This window comes from Actinomadura sp. NPDC049753 (genome assembly GCF_040674655.1).
Taxonomy (GTDB): domain Bacteria; phylum Actinomycetota; class Actinomycetes; order Streptosporangiales; family Streptosporangiaceae; genus Spirillospora; species Spirillospora verrucosospora.
Map to the genome: position 1 here is coordinate 65,766 of NZ_JBFARL010000008.1, position 18,982 is coordinate 84,747.

An 18,982-nucleotide genomic window follows, 5' to 3' on the forward strand; every position below is an offset into this window, starting at 1 on the left:
GAATCGACACCGCCCCGCGAGAACTCGTCGGCCCGGTCGCGCCGTCGAGCGGGGGCGCCGGCCGCGCATGCCGTCGAAGCGCTTAACCGAAACCTCGGGCGGCGGCCGGATTCGGTCAGCTAGCGGATTTTGTAGCAAAGTCGCGGGCCGTGAGCGCCTCTTATGGGGAATGGCGGGGAGGTGCGGCGCGATCGGTGGCCGGGTTTCCGGATGTTTGCGCGGCGGTCGGCGCCGAGAACGGGGCGGGACATTGACTTCAGAGTTCACTCCGCGTCGGCGGGACGGTGGAGGAGCCGGGCGGGGCGCCGGACGGCGGTCGGCGCGACCGTATATGCGCTGACCAGCGGGTCTGTAAGGTGCCCTCTGCCTGTGGAGGTCGAGGTGAGCTCCCTGACCGTGCCCGGTGGAACGTGTGAAGCCGGGCCTGCCGGATCGCCGGGCCGAATCGCCGGCAACACCCTTGCGGAACGGAGTGCCCGGACGCGGAAATCTTTCACGTTCAGGGGCCCGCGGGCGGCCGGGACGCAATCCGCGCGCCCTTCCGCCTTCGGGCCGGCGTGCTGCGCGCCCGACTCTGGATAGCTAGTAATTAGTATAGTAAATTGACGCCGATCGGCGATCCCGCCTGCGGAAACACGGGGGACAAGGCCATGGTCGGCATTGAACCGTTCTCGAAACTGCGCCGAAGGTTGATCGTTCTCATCGCGCTGGCGGCGGCGGCCGCCTGCCTGGTCGCGTTCCAGCCCGTGGCAGGGGCGGACGCCGGAGCCGGCGACGTGGTCGTCAGCACGTCCAGCGTCAAGGGGCGCGACGGCACCACCTACACCGTCACGAACCACATCGTCCGGACGAACGGCCAAGGCCACCGGAAGGAATGGCTGCTGGTCTGGACGGGCGACGCGAGCGTCCCGGGCGGCCCGGTCGGCGCCGCGGGCCACGCCGCCCACCGGAAGGCCGACGTCGAGGGCTCCGCCGACCCCGACTTCCTCGCCGTGATCGACGCGACGAGGGGCTCCCGCGACTACGGCAAGGTCGTCAACACCGCGACCATCGGCCCGCTGCTGCAGAACGAGCCGCACCACATGCAGTACGTGTGGCACAAGGGCGACAAGGTGTACGCCGGCGGGCTGCTCAGCGACACGACCTACGTGTTCGACGTCGCGAGGCTTCCCCAGATCCGGCTCAGCGGCGTCGTCACCGCGACGGACACCCCCTGCGGCACGGCCCCGGACGCCTTCACCACCCTGAAGGACGGCACCGCCTACGGCGCCTACATGGGCGGTCCCAACGTCCCCGGGCCGTGCACGTACACGCACGGCGAGGTCAGAACGGGCAACGGCGCGGCCGGCACCCCCGGCGAGGTGCTCCGGCTCGACCAGAGCGGCAGGGTGCGGGTCGAGTACCCGGCGGCGACGGAGGCGGCCGAGCCCGACACCTGCCACAGCATCCCGCAGGTGGACCCGCCGACCTGCGCCAACCCGCACGGCATCCGGGTGCGCGAGGACCTGAACCGGCTGGTCACCAGCGACTTCGCCGAGGTGCGGAGCCTGATGCTGATCCCGTCCGCCGACTTCTACATCGCCCGCGACACGGTGCGGATCTACGACATCGCGCAACGCGACCGGCCCAGGCTGCTGTCGGTCTCCCGGCTGCCGGACGGCCCGCGCAAGGAACCGTTCCTCATCGAGGAGGAGCCGCGCGTGGTGATGGAGACGGCGCTCACCAACGAGCGCCACCACCGGGGCGGGTTCGTCTCGACGATGGGCGGGGCGTCCATCTACTACACCCCCGACATCACCGACCCCAAGCCGACGTGGCGCGAGGTCTTCGACGACACGACCGCCTTCACCAGGCTCGCCCCCGAGCTGGACAACCGCGTCGGCATGGACGGCGGCTCCTGGCTGCAGACCAGCGCGGACGACCGCTACCTGTACCACGTCGTCATGCGCCGGGGCGACGAGTCGTCCGGCGGCAAGGACACCGGCATGGTGTACGTGCTGGACGTCCGCAAGCTCGTCGACGCGGGCAAGCAGGCCCGGTGCAACATCGACACCATGGAGGAGGTCACGCGCGGCGGCGCCGAGCCCGACTGCCCGTCGCTGGTGAGCGTCATGCCCGTCGAGGACCCGACGACCGGCGGCCCGCACTGGGCGGCGCTCGACAACTTCCGGCAGGGTCCCGGCGGCTACTACCAGGAGACGCGGCAGCCGACGCGCCTCGTGATGGCGAACTACTTCGTCGCCGCGTCGCCGTTCGACGGAGACCACCGCGTCTGCATGGTGAACATCTCCCCGCGGCAGCAGCTCTCCATCGACCGCGGCTTCAAGGACGAGAACACCGGCCGCCCGTGCGTGGAGTTCAACCGGGCGGCGTGGCCGCACGGTGAGACCGGCGATGCCCGGCCGCACGGCGTCCTGTTCGCGGTCTCCGATGCCGACGTCCGCTGACGTCCGGCGCGTGGCGGCGGGGACGGCGGCGCTGCTGCCGCTCCTCGCCTCCCCGGCGTGGGCGGAGGGCGGCCACGGCGGGCACGGCGCGGTGCCGGACGCAGGCTGGGCGACCACGGCGATCCGCGTCGTCGCCCTGCTCGCGACCGCCCTCGTGGCGGGCGCCGCGCTGCTCCGGCCGCGCGTCGGCCCGCCGACCCGTCGCCTCACCGTGCTCGTCTCGATCGTCGCGGCCGTCGCGGCGGTCGGATACCTGGTGGCCGTCGACCGCGTCCTCGTGGCCCTGGCGCTCGGCGCGGTGGCGCTCGCGACGCCCCGCGCGCTCCGGCACCCCCGGCGCTCCGTCGCGTCGGGCGCGGTGCTGGCCGCCGCGCTCGCGACGCTCACCGTGGGCGGCTCGCTCACGGTCGTCCGCGACCGGGGCGCCCCCGGCGTTCCGCTGTTGCGCGAGGTCGACCTTGCCGGGGAGCGCGTGCCGATCCTGGTGACTCCGCAGCGCCCCGGCTGGAACCTCGTCCACACCGGAGACCGTCCGGTCTCGGTGGGGACGTCCCGCGACCCGGCGGGCGCCACGGCGCGCATGCCGGGCGCGCCGGGAACCTGGCGGCAGGTGTGGCTCCCGCCCGGCCGCAGCCGGATCCGCCTGGCGTCCGGCGGCCGGACGACCTCCCTCGCGGTCGACACCGGACAAGGTCCGGCCGCGTCGCCGCAACTCCGCACGGACGGCCCGGAGTGCGCGAGCGCCGCCCTCGGCGTCCTCGTCTCGGGCGGAGACACGGCCGTGCCCTGCCCCGCCGACCGGCTCGACGCCGCCGACGCCGCAGCCCTCCGCGCGACGGTCGGGTTCCTCGCCGGCCGCGGGGTGCGCTCCGTCCATCTGGTCGGGGACGGATCGCCCCGGTCGCGGGCCGCGGCACTGGTCGTCCGGGAGGCGAGCGCGCGGGCCGGACTGACGATCACGGCCGCGGGCGCGGACCGTCCGGTCATCCTCGTCCCGGGCTGGCCGGGCGCGGACGCGGCCCTCCGCCGGATGGCGCGGGGAAGCCTGCGCGGGCAGGGCGCCTACCTGGCGCCCTGGCTGCTGAGCGCACCGCTGCTGGCCATCCCGGCCGCCCAGATGCTCCCGCTGCGCTTCTCTCCGCGCGACCCGGACCCGCTCCGCTACGCCGCCGAGCTGGGGGCCCGCTTCCCGGACGAAACACCCACCGTCGTGGGCTACCGGGCATGGCGCGGCCCCGGGGGAACGGACGGCCCGCCCCGCCTGTACGCGGCCTCCCTCGTCACGTTCATGCCGTCGCGAGCCCCGGCGCGACACGCGCACACCGGCACCAGCTGGCTCCCCGGCGGCACCATCACCGTCGCCACCGGCCCGCTGACCTAGCTAGTGGGCGTGCGGGCCCCCGGTCATCTGCGGCTTGCCCGGCGGCACCAGCCAGAGGGAGACGATCGCGGCGGCCGCCGCGGCGATGGCGAACACGGTGAACGCGGTGGTGAAGCCGTCGATGGAAGGGACGGCCGCGAGGCCCGTCGCGGCGATCGTGGACGCCACCGCCACGCCGATCGCCGCGCCCAGCTCGTGGAAGGTGTTGATCACGCCGGAGGCGAGGCCCGCCTCCGAGTGCTCCACGTGGGCCAGGGCGGAGGCGCTCGCCGCGACGAACACCGGCCCCACGCCCGCGGCCGCGATCACCATGCCCGGGAGCAGCTCCAGACCGACCCCGCCGTCCGCCGACAGGCCGGTCAGCAGGCCGGCGCCGGCGGCGACCAGGGCCAGGCCCGCCGCGGCGACCGGACGAGTGCCGACGGAGCCCACGAGCCGTCCGGCGACATGCGCTCCGACGCCGGTCCCGAGTGCGGCGGGCAGGAACAGCAGGCCCGTCTCCAGAGCGCTGATGCCGCGCGCGTGCTGCAGGTACTGGGACCCGAGGAAGAACAGGGAGATGAGCAGGCCGGAGGCGACGAGCATGAGGAAGGCTCCGGCGGCCACGGGACGGCGGGCCAGCATGGTCACGTGCATCAGCGGGGTCCTCACCGCGCGCTCGATCCAGCCGAAGGCGCCGTACAGCAGGACGGCGGCGGCCAGCGGGACGAGGGTGCCGGAGGCGGACCAGCCGTCGTCGCCGGCGTTGACCATTCCGTAGATGAACGCGGCCGTCGCGGCGGTGACCGTGCCGGCGCCGAGCAGGTCGAGCCGCTGCCCGGAGGGCCGGTCGGAGCGGCCGCGCACCACCGTCGGCAGCGTTCCCAGCAGGACGAGCCCGACGGGGACGTTGACGAAGAACACCCAGCGCCAGCCGGGGCCGGCGGTGAGGACGCCGCCCAGCAGCACGCCCGCGGCGAAGCCGACTCCTCCTAGCGCACCCCAGATGCCGAGGGCCTTGTTGCGTTCGGGGCCGTGGAAGGTGGTGGCGACGGTGGACAGCGCCGCCGGGGACAGCAGCGCCGCGCCGGCGCCCTGCGCGATCCGGCCGCCGAGCAGCAGCGTCCCGTTCTGGGCGAGGCCGGTGGCGAGGGAGGCGGCGGTGAAGACGGACAGGCCGATCAACATCATGCGCCGGGCGCCGAAGGTGTCGGCGAGCCGTCCGCCGAGCAGCATCAGGCCTCCGAAGAACAGCGTGTAGGCCGTGACCGCCCATGTCAGGCCGGTGCGGCCGAGCGCCAGGTCGACGCCGATGTCGGGGAGCGCCACGTTCACCACCGTGACGTCCAGGATCAGCATGAACTGCGCCACGCTGATCAGCGCGAGCGCCGTCCAGCGGCGCGGATCCGGTGGCGCCGCGGAAGCCGCGGTGTGGTCGCGGGTGGACGAACCGTGAGCCATGAGGGGCCTCCCAGCCTGGCGGACACCGGAGCGTCGCCAATAAACTGAACAGCAGTGTTCGGGTTAACGTATACCGCACGGGGCATAAAGTGAACAGCGCCGTTCGACTTGACGTAGGGTGTCGGCCATGGGAGGCAGGACGGGCGGCCGAGCGGGGGCGGAGACCGGCGGACGCCGCCGCGCGGACGCCGAACGCAACAGCGCAGCGATCATCACGGCCGCGACGGACCTGTTCGCCCGCGACCCGGACGCGAGCATGACCGACATCGCCCGCGCCGCCGGCGTCGGCAGGGTCACCCTCTACGCGCACTACCCGTCCAGGGAGGACGTCATCCGGGCCGTCCTCCGGCGGGCGATCGACCAGAGCACGGAGACCATCGAAGGCGCGCGGAGCGCCGAGTCGCCCCCGGCCGCCGCCTTCGCCCACCTCATCCGCACGGCCTGGCCGCTCATCGGCCGTTTCGGGCGCCTGCACAACGCCGCGCGCCGGACGCTCCCGGCCGAGGAGGTCCGGCAACTGCACGACCCGCCGATGGCGCACGTCCGGGAGCTGATCGTCCAGGGGCGGGACGCCGGAGACTTCCGCACCGACCTCCCCGTGGAATGGCTCGTCAGCACCGTCTACGCACTGCTGCACGCCGCGATGGAAGAGGTCTCCGCGCAGCGCTTCGACCAGGCCGAGGCCGGCGAGGCCCTCGTGCGGACCCTGCTGGGCGCCCTGCGCGCCGGTCCGCCGGACGCCGCCGGCAGGTAGTCAGACGCGGACGAAGTCGTAGGTGAGCGTGTTCACCTTGGCGTCGTGGCCTATCGCCACCCAGTCGTTCCCGAGCCCCTGCAGCCAACCGGGGAAGCGGCCGAGGCGGCGGCCCGTCGACGCGTCGTAGACGAGGACGAACGGGTGGTCGCCCTCGGCTCCGCTGACGGCGATGCGCCGCTGGGTGACGGCGGTCTCCCAGCTGGCGGACGTCCCCGGCAGGCCGGGATCGGGGGCCTTCCACAGGACGCGGCCCGTGGCGAAGTCCAGCAGGGAGAGGGCGCCGGTGTCCGCGTGCTCGCGGACCAGGAGCGCGTGCCCGTCACCGTCGATCGGGACGCCCGGGGCTTCGCCGCGCCAGACCGTCCGTCCCGAGGCGAGATCGAAGACCTGCGGCCTGCCGGTGTCGGTGGACGCGGCGATCCGGCGGCCCTCGCCGATCAGATCGAGGCCGGTGCTGGACGGCGCGAGCCGCCTCTCGCACTCGCCGCCGGCGTCGCGACCCGCATAGACCTTCCTGGTCCATTCGCGGTGAGCGGTCTCCGCCTCGGTCGCGGAGACGGTGACCGTGCAGTTCTCGTCGCCGGACGGAGGGTCGTGGTCCGTGCTGACCAGCGTCCGTCCGACCACCACCGAGTACCAGCCGCTCCCGTCGGCGCTCTTCCCTCCCGCCGGGGGCAGGGGCCGGTCGTCGCCGCGGCGGGAGGCGAAGATCTGATCGGTGTCCGGGACGAGCGGCCGCCGCACCCCGACCGCCGTGTCGGCCGCCCGGACGTCGTCGCTCCCGAGCCTCCAGCGGACCTTCCCGGTCCGCAGATCCCTCCGGGTGATCTCGCAGTCGGCTCCCTCGCCGCAGACGGTGGTGAGGACGGCGTCCGTCGTGACCTGCGCCTTCGTGACCGGGCCGTCCTGCCAGAGCGTCCCGCCGCTCGCCGGGTCGATGACGCTGAACCGGACCAGGTCGTCCGCGGAGCCCTTCCGCCGCTGCACGATCAGGTCGCCTGCCACGTCGACCTCGTCGTCCTCGCCCGAGGGCACCCGCCACAGCTCCCGCCCGGACCCGGGGTCGACGCCGAGGACCGCCCGGTCGTTCGCGATCACCGCGACCCGCCCGACGACCGCCGTGGTGTTCTCGCCGGTCGGCACGGACAGCGACCAGGCCGCGGGCGGGCCCTCGCGCGACGGAAGCTCCAGCGAGGCGGCGGAGCAGCCGGCCCCCGCCGCGGACACCAGAAGCACGAGGGCGGCACCGAGCCGGGAGCGGATCATCCCGACATCATCCCGGCCCGGCCTTCACGACCGCCATGGGCCGCCCGATCTTCTTGCGGCCGAGTATTGAACGTGTTCAAATAACCCGGGTGGGGCTCGTGTCGCGAGGCGGGGAGAACCGATGAGAATCGTGATGCCCGGAGGGACCGGGCAGGTGGGCGCGGTCCTGAACCGCGCGCTGTCCGCCGCCGGCCATGACGTCGTGGTCCTGACCAGGCGCCCGGCGCACGACCACGAGGTCGGCTGGGACGGCGAGACGCTCGGCCCCTGGACCGAGGCGATCGACGGCAGCGACGTGGTGGTCAACCTGGCCGGGCGCAGCGTGAGCTGCCGTTACACGCCGGCCACCCTTCAGGCCATGATGGATTCGCGGGTGCGCTCCACCCGGGTGGTCGGTGCGGCGATCGCCGGCGCCGCGAAGCCTCCCTCGGTCTGGCTCCAGATGAGCACCGCCACCGTCTACGCCCACCGCTTCGACGCGCCCAACGACGAGGCGACCGGCGTGATCGGCGGCACCGAGCCCGGCGTCCCCGGCTACTGGGCCTACAGCGTGAAGATCGCCAAGGAGTGGGAGCGGGCGCAGCGGCAGGCCGGGACGCCGTCCACCCGCAAGGTCGCCCTGCGTTCCGCCATGGTGATGAGCCCCGATCGCGGCGGGGTCTTCGACTACCTGCTCTGGCTGGCCAGGCTCGGCCTCGGTGGCCCGGTCGCGGGCGGTGCGCAGTACGTGTCCTGGATCCACGACCAGGATTTCGTCCGCGCAGTGGAGTTCCTGATAGCCAGGGACGACATCGTCGGCCCGGTGAACCTCGCGGCCCCCGGCCCCGTCCCGCAGCGCTCCTTGATGCGGACACTGCGCACCGCGTGGGGCGTCCCGGTAGGCCTGCCCGCAACGAAATGGATGGCCGAACTAGGAGCGCTCGCACTGCGCACGGACACCGAGCTACTCCTGAAAAGCCGCCGCGTAGTCCCCGGCCGCCTCCTCGAATCAGGCTTCACCTTCCACCACCCCCACTGGCAAGAAGCCGCCGAAGACCTCGTACGACGTGTGCGCACCTCGCGTTAGCGGCCGCCCTCCGGGGCATCCCGACTCGAAGAATTTTCGCGTTCTGTCAAGAGAGGGTGTTCGGGGTGAGGAACCTTCCCAAGGCGTCAAGAATGATGTTCTTGCTGCTGGGCGCTGTCAGCGCAGCTTGTACTAGGGACGGGCGCTTGGCGTAGTCGGCTTCCTTAAGGGTCGCGGGCAGCCGTGCATCCCGGTAGGACGGCGAGGTCAGCTGCGAGGCGTTCCAGACGATCGGGCGAAGCGCCGCGATCACGCATCCATTGGAAGTTGATCGACAACGTCGACTTGTTGGCCCCTGTGTAGATGCTCCATATGGCGGCTTCGTCGTTGCCCATATGGAACCAGGCCGTGGCCGAGGGATGCGCGCCTTCACCGAAGTAGTACCCGGCGAAGGCCGGATGGGTTTCGGCATGCCGATATACGGCTAGGAGAGTGTCCGCGACCTCGGGCGTGCAGTAATCATTGATGCTTTCGAGCAGGCTGTTCTCGTCCCAGAGGCTGCGTCCGCGCACCAGCACCGTGCGAGTGGTGACCGGTACCTCGCCGAGACCGTCGGCGTCCTCGGGGAGCTGGTTGTAGTCGGGAGCCGGGGTAACCGGTCCCAATGCCCGCAGGATTCCCGCTGCGATTCTCTCCAGCCAGTCGATGACGTCGTCCGCGGAGTCCGCCGTGATGGCGGCGCGTCCGCTTCTGGTTTCCGGATCGCGGTCGGCGGTATGGGCGATGGCGTTACGACGATATGCGATCTCCCGCAGCCTGGTGCGCACGACGTCAGCGGTGATCGGTTCGGCGTCCGGCTGTTCGTTGAGGATTTCAGCCACCCGCGGCCAGAGATTCACGGTGCTGACGTAACCTAGACCTTCCTTGATCTTGTCAGGGTTCTGGAAGGTCATGAACCCGAAGAACTGCTCCAGGTGGGGCCGGATCGCCTCGGTGAGCGGCTGCCGATGGTGTTGGACCCTCTCGAACAGATCGATACTGATGGTCAGCTTGCTGAACTTGGGCGGTCGGGTCATCGCCGGCTGAGCGAGGACGACCGCTCGGTCAACGATCTCTCCTGTCACCCAGTGGTCGAGCGCCGCGACTGCCTGCACCCACGCGGCGCGGTACAGATCGTCGACGTCGAATGCTCCGACCTTCAGTTGCGCGAGCCGACGCCCACCTTCGACCAGTTGGCGGGCGTAGTTGAGATTCTGCTGGAACTCCAGGAAGGCTTCAGTGGCCTCGGGAACTTGCACTTCGTCCTCGGCTTCACGGTTCGGGGGATGACCAACGCGGCAGAAGAGGGCGCCGTTTGACAGGGTAGGGGATTTGTCGTGCGAGCATTCCGGACGAAGCCGTGACGGGCCCCTTGTTGAGTACTAGCCGGGAAGATGCCGATTGAATACCTGAGGTCAGGGATGTTCGGGGGTGGGGGTTAGCGGCAAGGTTGGGGCGTTCGTTCCGGACGGCGCCCCTGAGGTGTCCTGCCGGGCGGGCGGACTTCAGGGGGAGTCCGTTGTGATCGGCGGCGGCCGAGGCGGGCGGGTGTGGGAACCCGGCCTTTCTCGTGGCGTGGCTCCCCCGCGCATGCGAGGGGGCCACAGGTGGGCAGGACCGCTTCCACGACGCCGTTCGTGCTGTTCGGGCCGATGGTCCGGCGGGTCGACCGGACGAGCGTCACCGTCGTCGTCGGCGTGCGGGAACGCTGCCAGGCGACGCTCAAGGTGTTCCCGGCCGGGGACGGGCCGGAGTACCCGAGAGGCGCGCCGGAGATGTCGGCCGCGGCGCCGACGGTCCGGTTAGGAGAGTCCCTGCACGTCGTGGCGGTGACGGTGCAGGGCACGCTGGCCGCGGGACGCCTGTACGGCTACGACATCGACTTCGGCGGCGAGCGGGGGAGCCTGTTCGGCGCGGGGGTCGTGCACGCCGACCCGGCCGAGGCCGCGCGGGCGCTCACCTACCCGGGCGGTCCCGGTTACCCGACCTTCCCGACGCCGCCGGACGACCCGAACGACCTGCGCGTGTTCCACGGGTCGTGCCGCAAGCCCCACGGCGAGGGGTACGACCTGCTGCCGTCGCTCGACCACATCGTGCGCGTGAACGTCGGGGACCCGCGCCTGCGGCCCCAGCAAATGATCATGACGGGGGACCAGATCTACGCCGACGCCGTGGCGGACCCGCTGCTGGTGATGATCCAGCAGGTCACCGCGCGGCTGGGGATGGCCGCCGAGACCCTGCCGGCGGACGGCGGCCCGGCCGACACGGCGCTGCGTCCCGGGCTGCGCGCCGACGTGGTGCACGGGCAGGCGCACTTCACCTCCGGCCACTGCGACAGCCACCTGATGTCGTTCCGCGAGTACGCCGGGATGTACCTGCTGGTCTGGTCGGACGTGCTCTGGGACGAGACCCTCCCGAGGTTCGAGGACGTCTTCCCCGAGGACACCGCGGTCCTGAAGGACCCGGCGCGGCGCAGGCCCGGCGAGGACGTCCACAGCCTGATCGTGCGGGGGCTGCCGTACCGGCCGTTCAAGCACCAGAAGGCGATCGCCGAACGGTTCGTCCGGTGGCGGGAGGCCGCGCCGCGGCTGGAGGAGTTCCGCGAGGGGCTCGGCCTGGTCCGCCGGGCGCTGGCCAACACCCCCACGTACATGATCTTCGATGACCACGACGTCTCCGACGACTGGAACATCGGCACCGACTGGATCACCAAGGCCGTCATCGCCGACGGGCTCGGCCGGCGGATGGTGCGCAACGCGCTGGCCGCCTACTCGGTGTTCCAGGGATGGGGCAACACGCCCGACCGGTTCGCGGACGGGCGGCCGGGCCGCGCGATGCTCGGCGCCCTGGAGCGGTGGCTGGCCGCGCCCGGCGCCGCCGACGACGCGGCGCTGCGCACCGCCCTCGGCCTGCCCCTGGAGCTGAAGTACGGCGTCCAGGTGAAGCCGCCCGCGGCGGACATGCTGTCCTACCACTACACGATCACGTGGCCGCGGTACCAGCTCGTCGTCCTGGACACCCGGACCTGGCGCCGGTACTTCGGCCAGCGGGGCGTGCTGCTGTACGACGACGGCCCGCTGGAGGCGATGCTGGCCGCGGAGCCGCCGCTCGGCGACGACGCGGTGACGATCGTGGCGCAGCCGACCGCGTTCCTCGGGGTGCCGGCCGTCGAGCAGATCGTGCAGCCGCTCTTCAAGGCCGTCGGCGGCCGGTACGAGGCCGACGCGGAGGACGCCTGGTTCCACGACGACGCGTCGATGCACAAGACGATCGGCCGGCTCTGCGCCGCGGCGCCGCCCGGCGAGGACGGGGTGCGGCGGCGCCGGCTCGTCCTGCTCGGCGGGGACGTCCACTACGGCTTCGCCGAGCGGACGCGGTTCTCGGCGGTGCTCCCGTACGCCTGCGGCCCCGACCGGAGCAGGCCGTACGAGGGGGAGAACCGGACCGAGGCGGTGCTGGCCACGTTCGTGGCGAGCGCGCTGCGCAACCAGGACTTCAAGACCACGCTGCTCAACTGGACGGGATTCGAGGTCGGCGACGACGTCCCGCACCTGCACTACGTCGGCTGGGCCGCCGAGGACCGCGGCGGGGCGCGCCGGCAGGTGGGCGTCGAGGTACCGCTGACGGGCGGCGACCCGGTCGGCTGGTCGGTGCAGGGCAAGCCGTCGGTGGGCGAGCTGACCCCGGGACGGATGCTGACCGTCAAGCCCGAATGGCGGCTGGCCAGCCGGTTCGTCCGGCACGTGGAGGACGATCCCCGGCGGCCCGCCGGGACGCCGGTCCCGGTGGGCGACCCGACCGGCAGGACCGGGCCGGAGGCGCTCGCCGAGTACCTGGCGGCGTCCCGCGACTTCGACGGCTACCTCGGCGACTGGGGCAGCGGCAAGGAGATCGTCGGCTACTGCAACCTCGGGGAGCTGCGCTTCTCGTGGGGGGACGGGGAGGCCAAGAAGGCCACGCAGATCCTCTGGTGGCACCTCGACGACCGGCCGGAGCCGGGCCCGCTGACGACGTTCGAGGTCGGCATGGAGTTCGGACCGTCCCTCACCGAGGACATCCCCTACGGCTTCGTGCTGCGGGAGTACGACCACGACGCGCGCGGCGGCGACGAGGCCGTCTACGACGGGCTGCGCCGCCCCGCCTCCGTCTCCGCCGGGACGGCCGTGGAGCGGCTGCAGAAGGACCTGGCCGAACTCGGCTTCGGCGCCCCTCCGCCGCGCTACGGAACCTACGACACCGACACCGTCCGCATGGTGCGGGAGTTCCAGACCTACGCGCGGCGCGCCCGCGCGGCGCGCGACACCGGTGTCGCCGCCGTCCGCTACTCCGACCGCCTGGAACCGGTGGACGTGCCGGACGCCGACCGGTACGTCGGCCCGGCGAGCGGGGTCGCCGACCTGCCCACCCAGCTCGCGATCGCGAGGTGGAAGCGGAATCGGTGGCGCTGCCCGGTGGTGGTCGAGGGCTGGCGGACGGCCGGGACGACCCTCGTCGAGCTGGTCGACGCCAACGTGTGGGGGGCGGGGCAGGCCTCGGCGTCCACCACCCTGTTCGCGCGGGACGTCGCGGGCGCCGCCGCCGGCCCGGCGCCGCCCGGCCATCCGGAGCTGACGCCGCTCGGCGCGGTCGCCGTCGACCCGTCGTATCCGGAGGGTGCGGGGCCGGTGGTGCCGGGGCGTTCGGAGCTGCTGCCCGAACACCTGCTGCCGCGGCTGCCGGACGGCCCGTCCGGGCCGACGCTGGCGCGGCTCGTCGCCGGCCGGTCCGACGAGCACGTGGCGAAGCAGCTGTCGACGTTCAAGGTGCTGCGGGGCGTCGCCGAGGCGACGGCCGGGGCCTGGTTCGACGCCGTCACCGCCAACGACGCCGCGCTGCTGCGCCTCGGGCCGTTCGGCTGGGCGGGCGACGGACCGTTCCCGCCCGCCACGACCGTGCGGCCGCAGCGGGAGTGGTCGGGGGAGCTGTGGGCCTACCTGGCCTTCCTGCGCGCCACCGACCGCGACGCCTTCGACTCGCTGACGGGCGGCGGCGGGCTCGTCCCGCTGCCCGGCTGGGGGGCGGACGGCGCCGGGCTGCTCGACACGGGGCTGCGGGTGCCGAGGTCGCGGCCGACGCTCACCGGGGAGAACGGCAGGCCGGGCGCGCCGCTGACGCACGAGTTCACCCTCGGCGTGTTCCGCGACTGGCACTGGATCCACCGGTTCGTCGCCGCGACCCGGACGGACGCCGCGGTCCGCCGCGGTTTCTGGAAGGCGGCCCGGCAGCGGCTGCACGACCTGCTCGCCGCGCCGTGGGACGGCCCGGCGGCGCCGTCGACCGTGCAGTACGTGCGCGGAGCCGACGGCAACCCGCGCCCGGCGCGGGTCGGGGACCTGTTCACCTCCGAGCGGGCGGCGGGGATGCTCAGCTGCGCGCACCTGCTCGAACCCGGGTTCGTCCTGTCGGCGGCCGACCCGGGCGCGGCCGAGCCGCCCGAGAGCCGGTTCGCGGGACGGGCCGCGACGCCCCTGCACCAGGTGCTGGAGGCCGCGAAGGCGACCGGCCCGGACTTCTCCGGCCCGGCCCACGACTGGACCGACGACCACGAGACCGCGCTGATCGCCGCGCTGGCGCGGGCGACGGCGACGCGCGCCGCGCTCGCGGCACCGGTCGATTCGGTGCGGAAATGGCCCTCCTGGCCCACCGGAACCCCCTACACCCTGCCGATCGAAGCACTGCCTCCCGCCGAGCGGAACCTGTCCGGACTGCGCCGCTCCCTGCGCCTGGACACCGACGATCTGCCCAGGAGGCAGCCGTGACGGACAAGACGGAGCCGGCAGCGGACGGCGCCACGGCGGCGGCGTCCGGGGACCCCGAGCGCGGCGTCCTCGCCCAGATCCTCACCGAGTTCGCCCTCTTCGCGGAGCCGGCGCGGTCGGCGGCCGACCCGTGGCGGCGCAACCATCTGCTGCGCGCGCTGGGCTGGGACCTGGGCCCGCTGATCGGCTACGACTCGCAGGCCTTCCAGGAGTGGGCGGACGGGATCGACCGCGCGGTCAAGGACATGGCCGAGGCCGCCGCCGAACTGCCGCGCGACTCGCTCGGCGGCGTGATCAAGGCGTTCCAGAAGCTCGGCGAGGCCGCCGGGCCGCTGAAGGCCCTGCCGCCCAAGGTCGGCGGCGAGGTGCCGGACGAGCTGTTCGACGCCATGCTCGGCGACCTGCTGAACCATCTCCCGGCCGCCTACCTCGCGCGCCGCGCCCGCTGGACGCTGCCGGCCGCGGTGCTGCTGGGGATCGTGACCCCGGCGGCCGACCAGGCCGACCCCAGTCCGCCGATGCCGCCCGGGGACAACCCGATCCGGCTGCCGCGGCGCCGGACCGAGGTCCACCCGGACCGGCTGATCGACCTGCTGTCCGACCCCGGGGCGTACTTCCGGGCGCTGTACGTTCCGGACGGACTGGACACGCCGGAGGCGGTCGACAGGGCCGCGGCCCGCATCCTCCCCAAAGCGGCGGAGCTGCTGCGCGGTCTCGGCCTGGACGCCGCCTGCGGCGTCCGGCCCGGCGTCGGCCCGGACCTCGGGCCGGACGGCGCGCGGCTCGCCGGGCACCTGCTGTCGGTGCGCGCCCGGATCCCGGACGCGGACGGCGGGGACGAGGTGGAGCTCGGGGCGAACTTCGGCCTCGGCCTCATCGACGGAAGGCCGGCCCTGGTCGTCGTCCCGCGCCTGGCGGCGCACGTGGCGGGCCGGGCCGGCGGCTGGAACGTCAGCGGCGACCTGGAGGTGTCCGCCGAAGCGTTCGCGTTCGGTCCGGGCGGCGTCACGGTGGCGGGCGCGGACCCGGCGGTGCGGGTCGCGGCGGAGGTGGCGCGGATCTCGGCGCCCGACGGGCCGGCCTGGGTGGTGGGTGCGCCCGACGGCGTGCACCTGGCGGTCGGCGAGCTGGTGCTCGCCCTGCGCGCCGCGCTCGGCGCCGGGCGCGACGACATCGAGGTCGGCGTGCGGGCCGGCCGGGCGGAGGTCGTGCTCGCGGGCGGCGACGGCGACGGCTTCGTCAAGCGGGTCCTGCCGCACGAGAAGGTGTCGATCCCGTTCGAGCTCGGGGTGGCGTGGTCGCACCGCGCCGGCCTGCACCTCACCGGGGCCGCCGGCCTGGTCGCGGAGTTCCCGGTGCACGGCACGGTGCTCGGGGTCAGCCCGGAGATGGTCCGGATCGGCGTCGACGCGTCCCTCGCGGACGAGGCGGTCTCCGCGTGGGCGACCGCCACCGTCTCGGTGCGGCTGGGCCGGCTCACCGCGGTGGTCGAGGACGTCGGCGTCGCCGCCGACCTCACCTTCCCCGCCGGCGGCGGCAACCTCGGCCGGGCGAACCTGGCGCCGCGCTTCAAGGCGCCGTCCGGCCTCGGGCTCCACCTGCTGCTCGGCGTGGTGGACGGCGGCGGCTACCTGTCCATCGACGAGCCGCGCGGGATGTACTCGGGCGCCTTCCAGTTCGGGATGGCGAGCAGCATCGCGCCCGGTTCGAGCGGGTTCCGCCTCCAGGCGGTCGCCGTCCTCAACACGAAGACCGCGGACGGCAAGCCGCTCACCGGGCGGGACGGGAGCGAGAGCTACTCGCTGCTGGTGTCCGGGTCGTTCCAGTGGCGTCCCGGCCTGGTCCTGCCGGCCGGCATCACCCTCACCGGGCTCGGCGCCGTCCTCGGCCTCAACCGCCGCGCCAACCTGGAGGAGCTGCGCAACGCGACCCGTTCGCGGAGCCTCGACGCGGTGCTGTTCCCGGCGGACCCGGTGGGCAACGCCCCGGCGGTCGTCGCCACGCTCGGGCGGATGTTCCCGCCCGACCCGGCGGGCACGCTCGTCGGGATCATGGCCCGGCTGGAGTGGCTGGCCGGCGTCGTCCGCGCCGACCTCGGCATCATGATCGAGTTCCCGGAACCGATCCGGCTGATCGTGCTGGGCCGGCTGCTGATCAACTTCCAGGAGGCGGGGAAGTTCCAGCTCGACGTGGTCGGCACGCTCGACCCCGCCGCGGGGGAGGCGTCCCTCGACGGCAGCCTCGTCGACTCCAAGCTGTTCGGCCGCCCGGTCAGCGGCGACATGGCGCTGCGGCTGCGGTGGAAGGGCGAGAAGAACTTCGCCGTGTCCATCGGCGGCTTCCACCCGGCCTTCCCCGCGCCCGTGGGCTTCCCGGAGCTGAAGCGCTTCTCCATCAACCTCAACAAGAGCAACGACCTGCTGCGCGTCGAGGCGTACCTCGCCGTCACGAGCAACAGCGTCCAGTTCGGCGGGGCGCTCAACCTGCACTTCGAGTTCTGGGAACTGCTCGTGGACGGCCGCGCCTGGCTGGACGCGGCCATCCAGTTCAAGCCGTTCTGGCTGACCGCCGAGCTCGGCGCGACCGTGTCGGTGAAGTGGGGCGACCGGACCCTGCTCGCCCTCACCCTCCTCATCGGCATCAGCGGTCCCGGCCCCTGGCGGGCGCACGGCGAGGTCAGCGTCCACTTCCTCTGCTGGGAGATCAGCAAGCGCTTCGACAAGGAGCTCGGCGACCCGGCCGAGAAGCAGCGGGAGGCGTTCGTCGACGCGGCCCTCCTCCTGCTGGAGACGCTCAAGCAGCCGGCGACCTGGGACGTCACGACCCCGGACACCGGCGGGGAGATGGCCGCGCTCACCACTCCCGAGACGGCCGCGGGCCAGATCGTGATGCACCCGGGCACCGTCCTCGGCGTCCGGCAGAACCTGCTGCCGCTCGGCGTGGACCTGGACCGCATCGGCACCAGCCGCGTCCAGGGCGCCCGCCGCTTCGACGTCACCTCGTTCACCCTCGGCGGGGAGCCCGGCGACCTCGGCGACCCGATCCACGACTACTACGCGCCGGGCCAGTTCTTCGACCTGACGATGCCGGAGATGGTCGAGCGGCCGCAGTCCGAGCGCCGCGAGGCGGGCCGGAGGCTCGTGGCCCGCGGCGGGACGGCCCTCCCGGACGCCGCGCTGACCGTGTTCGCCGCGGCGGGCGGCGACGAGTCCTACGACCGGATCGTCATCGACGACCCGGACGCCGCGGGCCGACCCCTGCCGGAGGCGCCCGGCGCCGCCCGCCGCGACGGCGCCGGGCGCTCCGCGGCGCGCGACGGCGCCCTGCTCGCCGCGCTCGCCGGGAACGGTCCCGCCGCGAACGCCCGGACGCGGAGCACCGGTTCCGCCCGCTTCGCCGCGCGGCCGCTCGCCGCCCGGATCGACCACTCGGAGGTGTCCTGACATGGCGGCCGGACTGCGCTTCCTGCCCTGGGTCCGCGACGGCCTGGCCCGCGCCGTCACCGGGACCGATCCGCGGACCGGGCCCCTGCCGCGCGTGCGCGGCGAGATCCCGCTGCGCGTGGAGTTCACCGCCGACGACGGGCAGGTGGTCCCCGCCGCCACCACCGCGGTGATCCACGGCCCCGGCGACGTCACCGGCCTGGACGACCGCCAGATCATCCGGAGCTTCCCGGCGCCCGGCACCGACGGCGCGGAGGACACCCTGTTCGCCGCGGTCGAGTTCGACCGTCCCGACCTGCCCTGGGCGTTCACCCCCGCCGAGGCCGACGGCCAGGGGCGGCTCCGCCCCTGGCTCGTCCTGGTGGCCGTCCCGGCGGCGGACGCGGAGCTCGCCGCGCCCGCCGGGTCGCTGCCGACCCTCACCTGCGAGGTCGGCGAGCTGCCGCCGCTGGGGGAGTCGTGGGCGTGGGCGCACGCCCAGGTGCTGGTCACCGGGGACGGCGACGACGTCGAGGACGTCCTGCGCGACCACCCCGAGCGCACGCTGTCGCGGCTCGTCTGCCCCCGCCGGCTCCGCGCGGGCACGCGCTACCACGCGGCGGTGGTCCCCGCCTTCGAGGCGGGGCGGCTGGCCGGCACGGGCGGGCGGGCTCCGCAGGCCGGGGAGCTGGCGCCCGCCTGGGGGCCGGGTTCCCCGAAGCCGGACCCGGGAGACGTCGTCGTGCTGCCCGCCTACCACCACTGGTCGTTCACGACCGGCCCGGACGGCGACTTCGAGTCCCTCGTCCGCAGGCTGCGCGCGCGCCCGCTGCCGCCCGAGGTCGGCAAGCGGCCGGTGGACGTCTCGGCGCCCGGCGGCGGCCTGCCCGCCACCGAGCCCCCGGGCCGGGAGGGCACCTCGGTGCTCGGCTTCGAGGGCGCGCTCGCCTCGCCGGCGATGGAGCCGACCGTCTGGGACGAGGCGGTCCGGGCCTCCTGGCGGCAGGTCATCGAGCTGCTTCTGCAGGACACCGACGAATGGCTCACCCCGCCGCTGTACGGCGCCGCCCACGCGGAGGCGACGGGCCTGCCCGCGGGCGAACCGGAGTGGCTGCGGGAGCTGAACCTCGATCCGCGCCACCGGGCCGCCGCCGCGCTGGGCACCGAGGTCGTGCGACGGCACCAGGAGGAGCTGGCCGCGGCCGCGTGGGAGGCGGCGGCCGCCGTCCGGGACCTGAACGAGCGGCTGCTGGCCGGGCAGGCGGCGCGGGAGGTGTCGGCCGCGCTGCACGCCAAGCGGCTCGACCCCGGGCAGCCCGGCCGGGCCCTCATAGGTCTTGGAGCCGATGATGCCCGCGACGTGGGTGCCGTGGCCGTTGCAGTCACGTCCGTCGCCGTTGAACCTGCTCGCCGCCCAGGCGATCGA

The 18,982-nt window shown here is 73.7% G+C and carries 10 protein-coding genes; 7 read left to right on the top strand and 3 right to left on the bottom strand.

The genetic code is table 11. From position 1 onward, the window contains the following. Positions 1-689: 689 nt before the first annotated feature. On the top strand, positions 690-2,447 hold the full coding sequence (locus tag AB0K37_RS04190; protein ID WP_363974520.1) for a hypothetical protein: 1,758 nt from the start codon (positions 690-692) through the stop codon (positions 2,445-2,447). Further along, entirely contained in the window at positions 2,431-3,828 is a 1,398-nt protein-coding gene (locus tag AB0K37_RS04195; protein WP_363974522.1) for a hypothetical protein, read from the top strand. Before AB0K37_RS04190 ends, AB0K37_RS04195 begins: the two co-directional genes overlap by 17 nt. Here AB0K37_RS04195 and AB0K37_RS04200 read toward each other — a convergent pair whose 3' ends face one another. Continuing rightward, complete coding sequence (locus tag AB0K37_RS04200) at positions 3,829-5,268, bottom strand: MFS transporter (protein ID WP_363974525.1); 1,440 nt, start codon at positions 5,266-5,268, stop codon at positions 3,829-3,831. It lies immediately after the preceding gene. A gap of 127 nt (positions 5,269-5,395) precedes the next feature. Between AB0K37_RS04200 and AB0K37_RS04205 the strand changes: the two genes are divergently transcribed. Beyond that, positions 5,396-6,022, top strand: coding sequence for a TetR/AcrR family transcriptional regulator (locus AB0K37_RS04205; protein WP_363974528.1), 627 nt, complete (start codon positions 5,396-5,398; stop codon positions 6,020-6,022). Here AB0K37_RS04205 and AB0K37_RS04210 read toward each other — a convergent pair whose 3' ends face one another. After that, a complete protein-coding gene (locus tag AB0K37_RS04210) occupies positions 6,023-7,291 on the bottom strand; it encodes a PQQ-binding-like beta-propeller repeat protein (RefSeq protein ID WP_363974531.1) in 1,269 nt (422 codons plus the stop codon). Positions 7,292-7,412: 121 nt separating this feature from the next. Between AB0K37_RS04210 and AB0K37_RS04215 the strand changes: the two genes are divergently transcribed. Beyond that, on the top strand, positions 7,413-8,357 hold the full coding sequence (locus AB0K37_RS04215) for a TIGR01777 family oxidoreductase (protein ID WP_363974534.1): 945 nt from the start codon (positions 7,413-7,415) through the stop codon (positions 8,355-8,357). A 164-nt stretch (positions 8,358-8,521) separates the two neighbouring features. Here AB0K37_RS04215 and AB0K37_RS04220 read toward each other — a convergent pair whose 3' ends face one another. After that, positions 8,522-9,595: a hypothetical protein gene (locus AB0K37_RS04220; RefSeq protein WP_363974537.1), complete on the bottom strand. Its 1,074-nt coding sequence runs from the start codon at positions 9,593-9,595 to the stop codon at positions 8,522-8,524. A 348-nt stretch (positions 9,596-9,943) separates the two neighbouring features. Here AB0K37_RS04220 and AB0K37_RS04225 point away from each other — a divergent pair, with 348 nt between their 5' ends. The 3 genes from AB0K37_RS04225 to AB0K37_RS04235 all read left to right on the top strand — a co-directional run. Further along, positions 9,944-14,134: a peptidoglycan-binding protein gene (locus tag AB0K37_RS04225; RefSeq protein WP_363974539.1), complete on the top strand. Its 4,191-nt coding sequence runs from the start codon at positions 9,944-9,946 to the stop codon at positions 14,132-14,134. Continuing rightward, positions 14,131-17,577 (top strand): DUF6603 domain-containing protein, encoded by a 3,447-nt coding sequence (locus tag AB0K37_RS04230; RefSeq protein ID WP_363974542.1) that lies wholly within the window; start codon positions 14,131-14,133, stop codon positions 17,575-17,577. Before AB0K37_RS04225 ends, AB0K37_RS04230 begins: the two co-directional genes overlap by 4 nt. Position 17,578: 1 nt before the next feature. After that, positions 17,579-18,982: hypothetical protein (locus tag AB0K37_RS04235; RefSeq protein WP_363974545.1), on the top strand; the 1,404-nt coding region annotated here is incomplete at its 3' end.

Coding starts and splice junctions, on each gene's coding strand:
- AB0K37_RS04210 (WP_363974531.1), bottom strand. CDS start 7,291: ATGATCCGCTCCCGGCTCGGTGCCGCCCTCGTGCTTCTGGTGTCCGCG.
- AB0K37_RS04215 (WP_363974534.1), top strand. CDS start 7,413: ATGAGAATCGTGATGCCCGGAGGGACCGGGCAGGTGGGCGCGGTCCTG.
- AB0K37_RS04205 (WP_363974528.1), top strand. CDS start 5,396: ATGGGAGGCAGGACGGGCGGCCGAGCGGGGGCGGAGACCGGCGGACGC.
- AB0K37_RS04195 (WP_363974522.1), top strand. CDS start 2,431: ATGCCGACGTCCGCTGACGTCCGGCGCGTGGCGGCGGGGACGGCGGCG.
- AB0K37_RS04200 (WP_363974525.1), bottom strand. CDS start 5,268: ATGGCTCACGGTTCGTCCACCCGCGACCACACCGCGGCTTCCGCGGCG.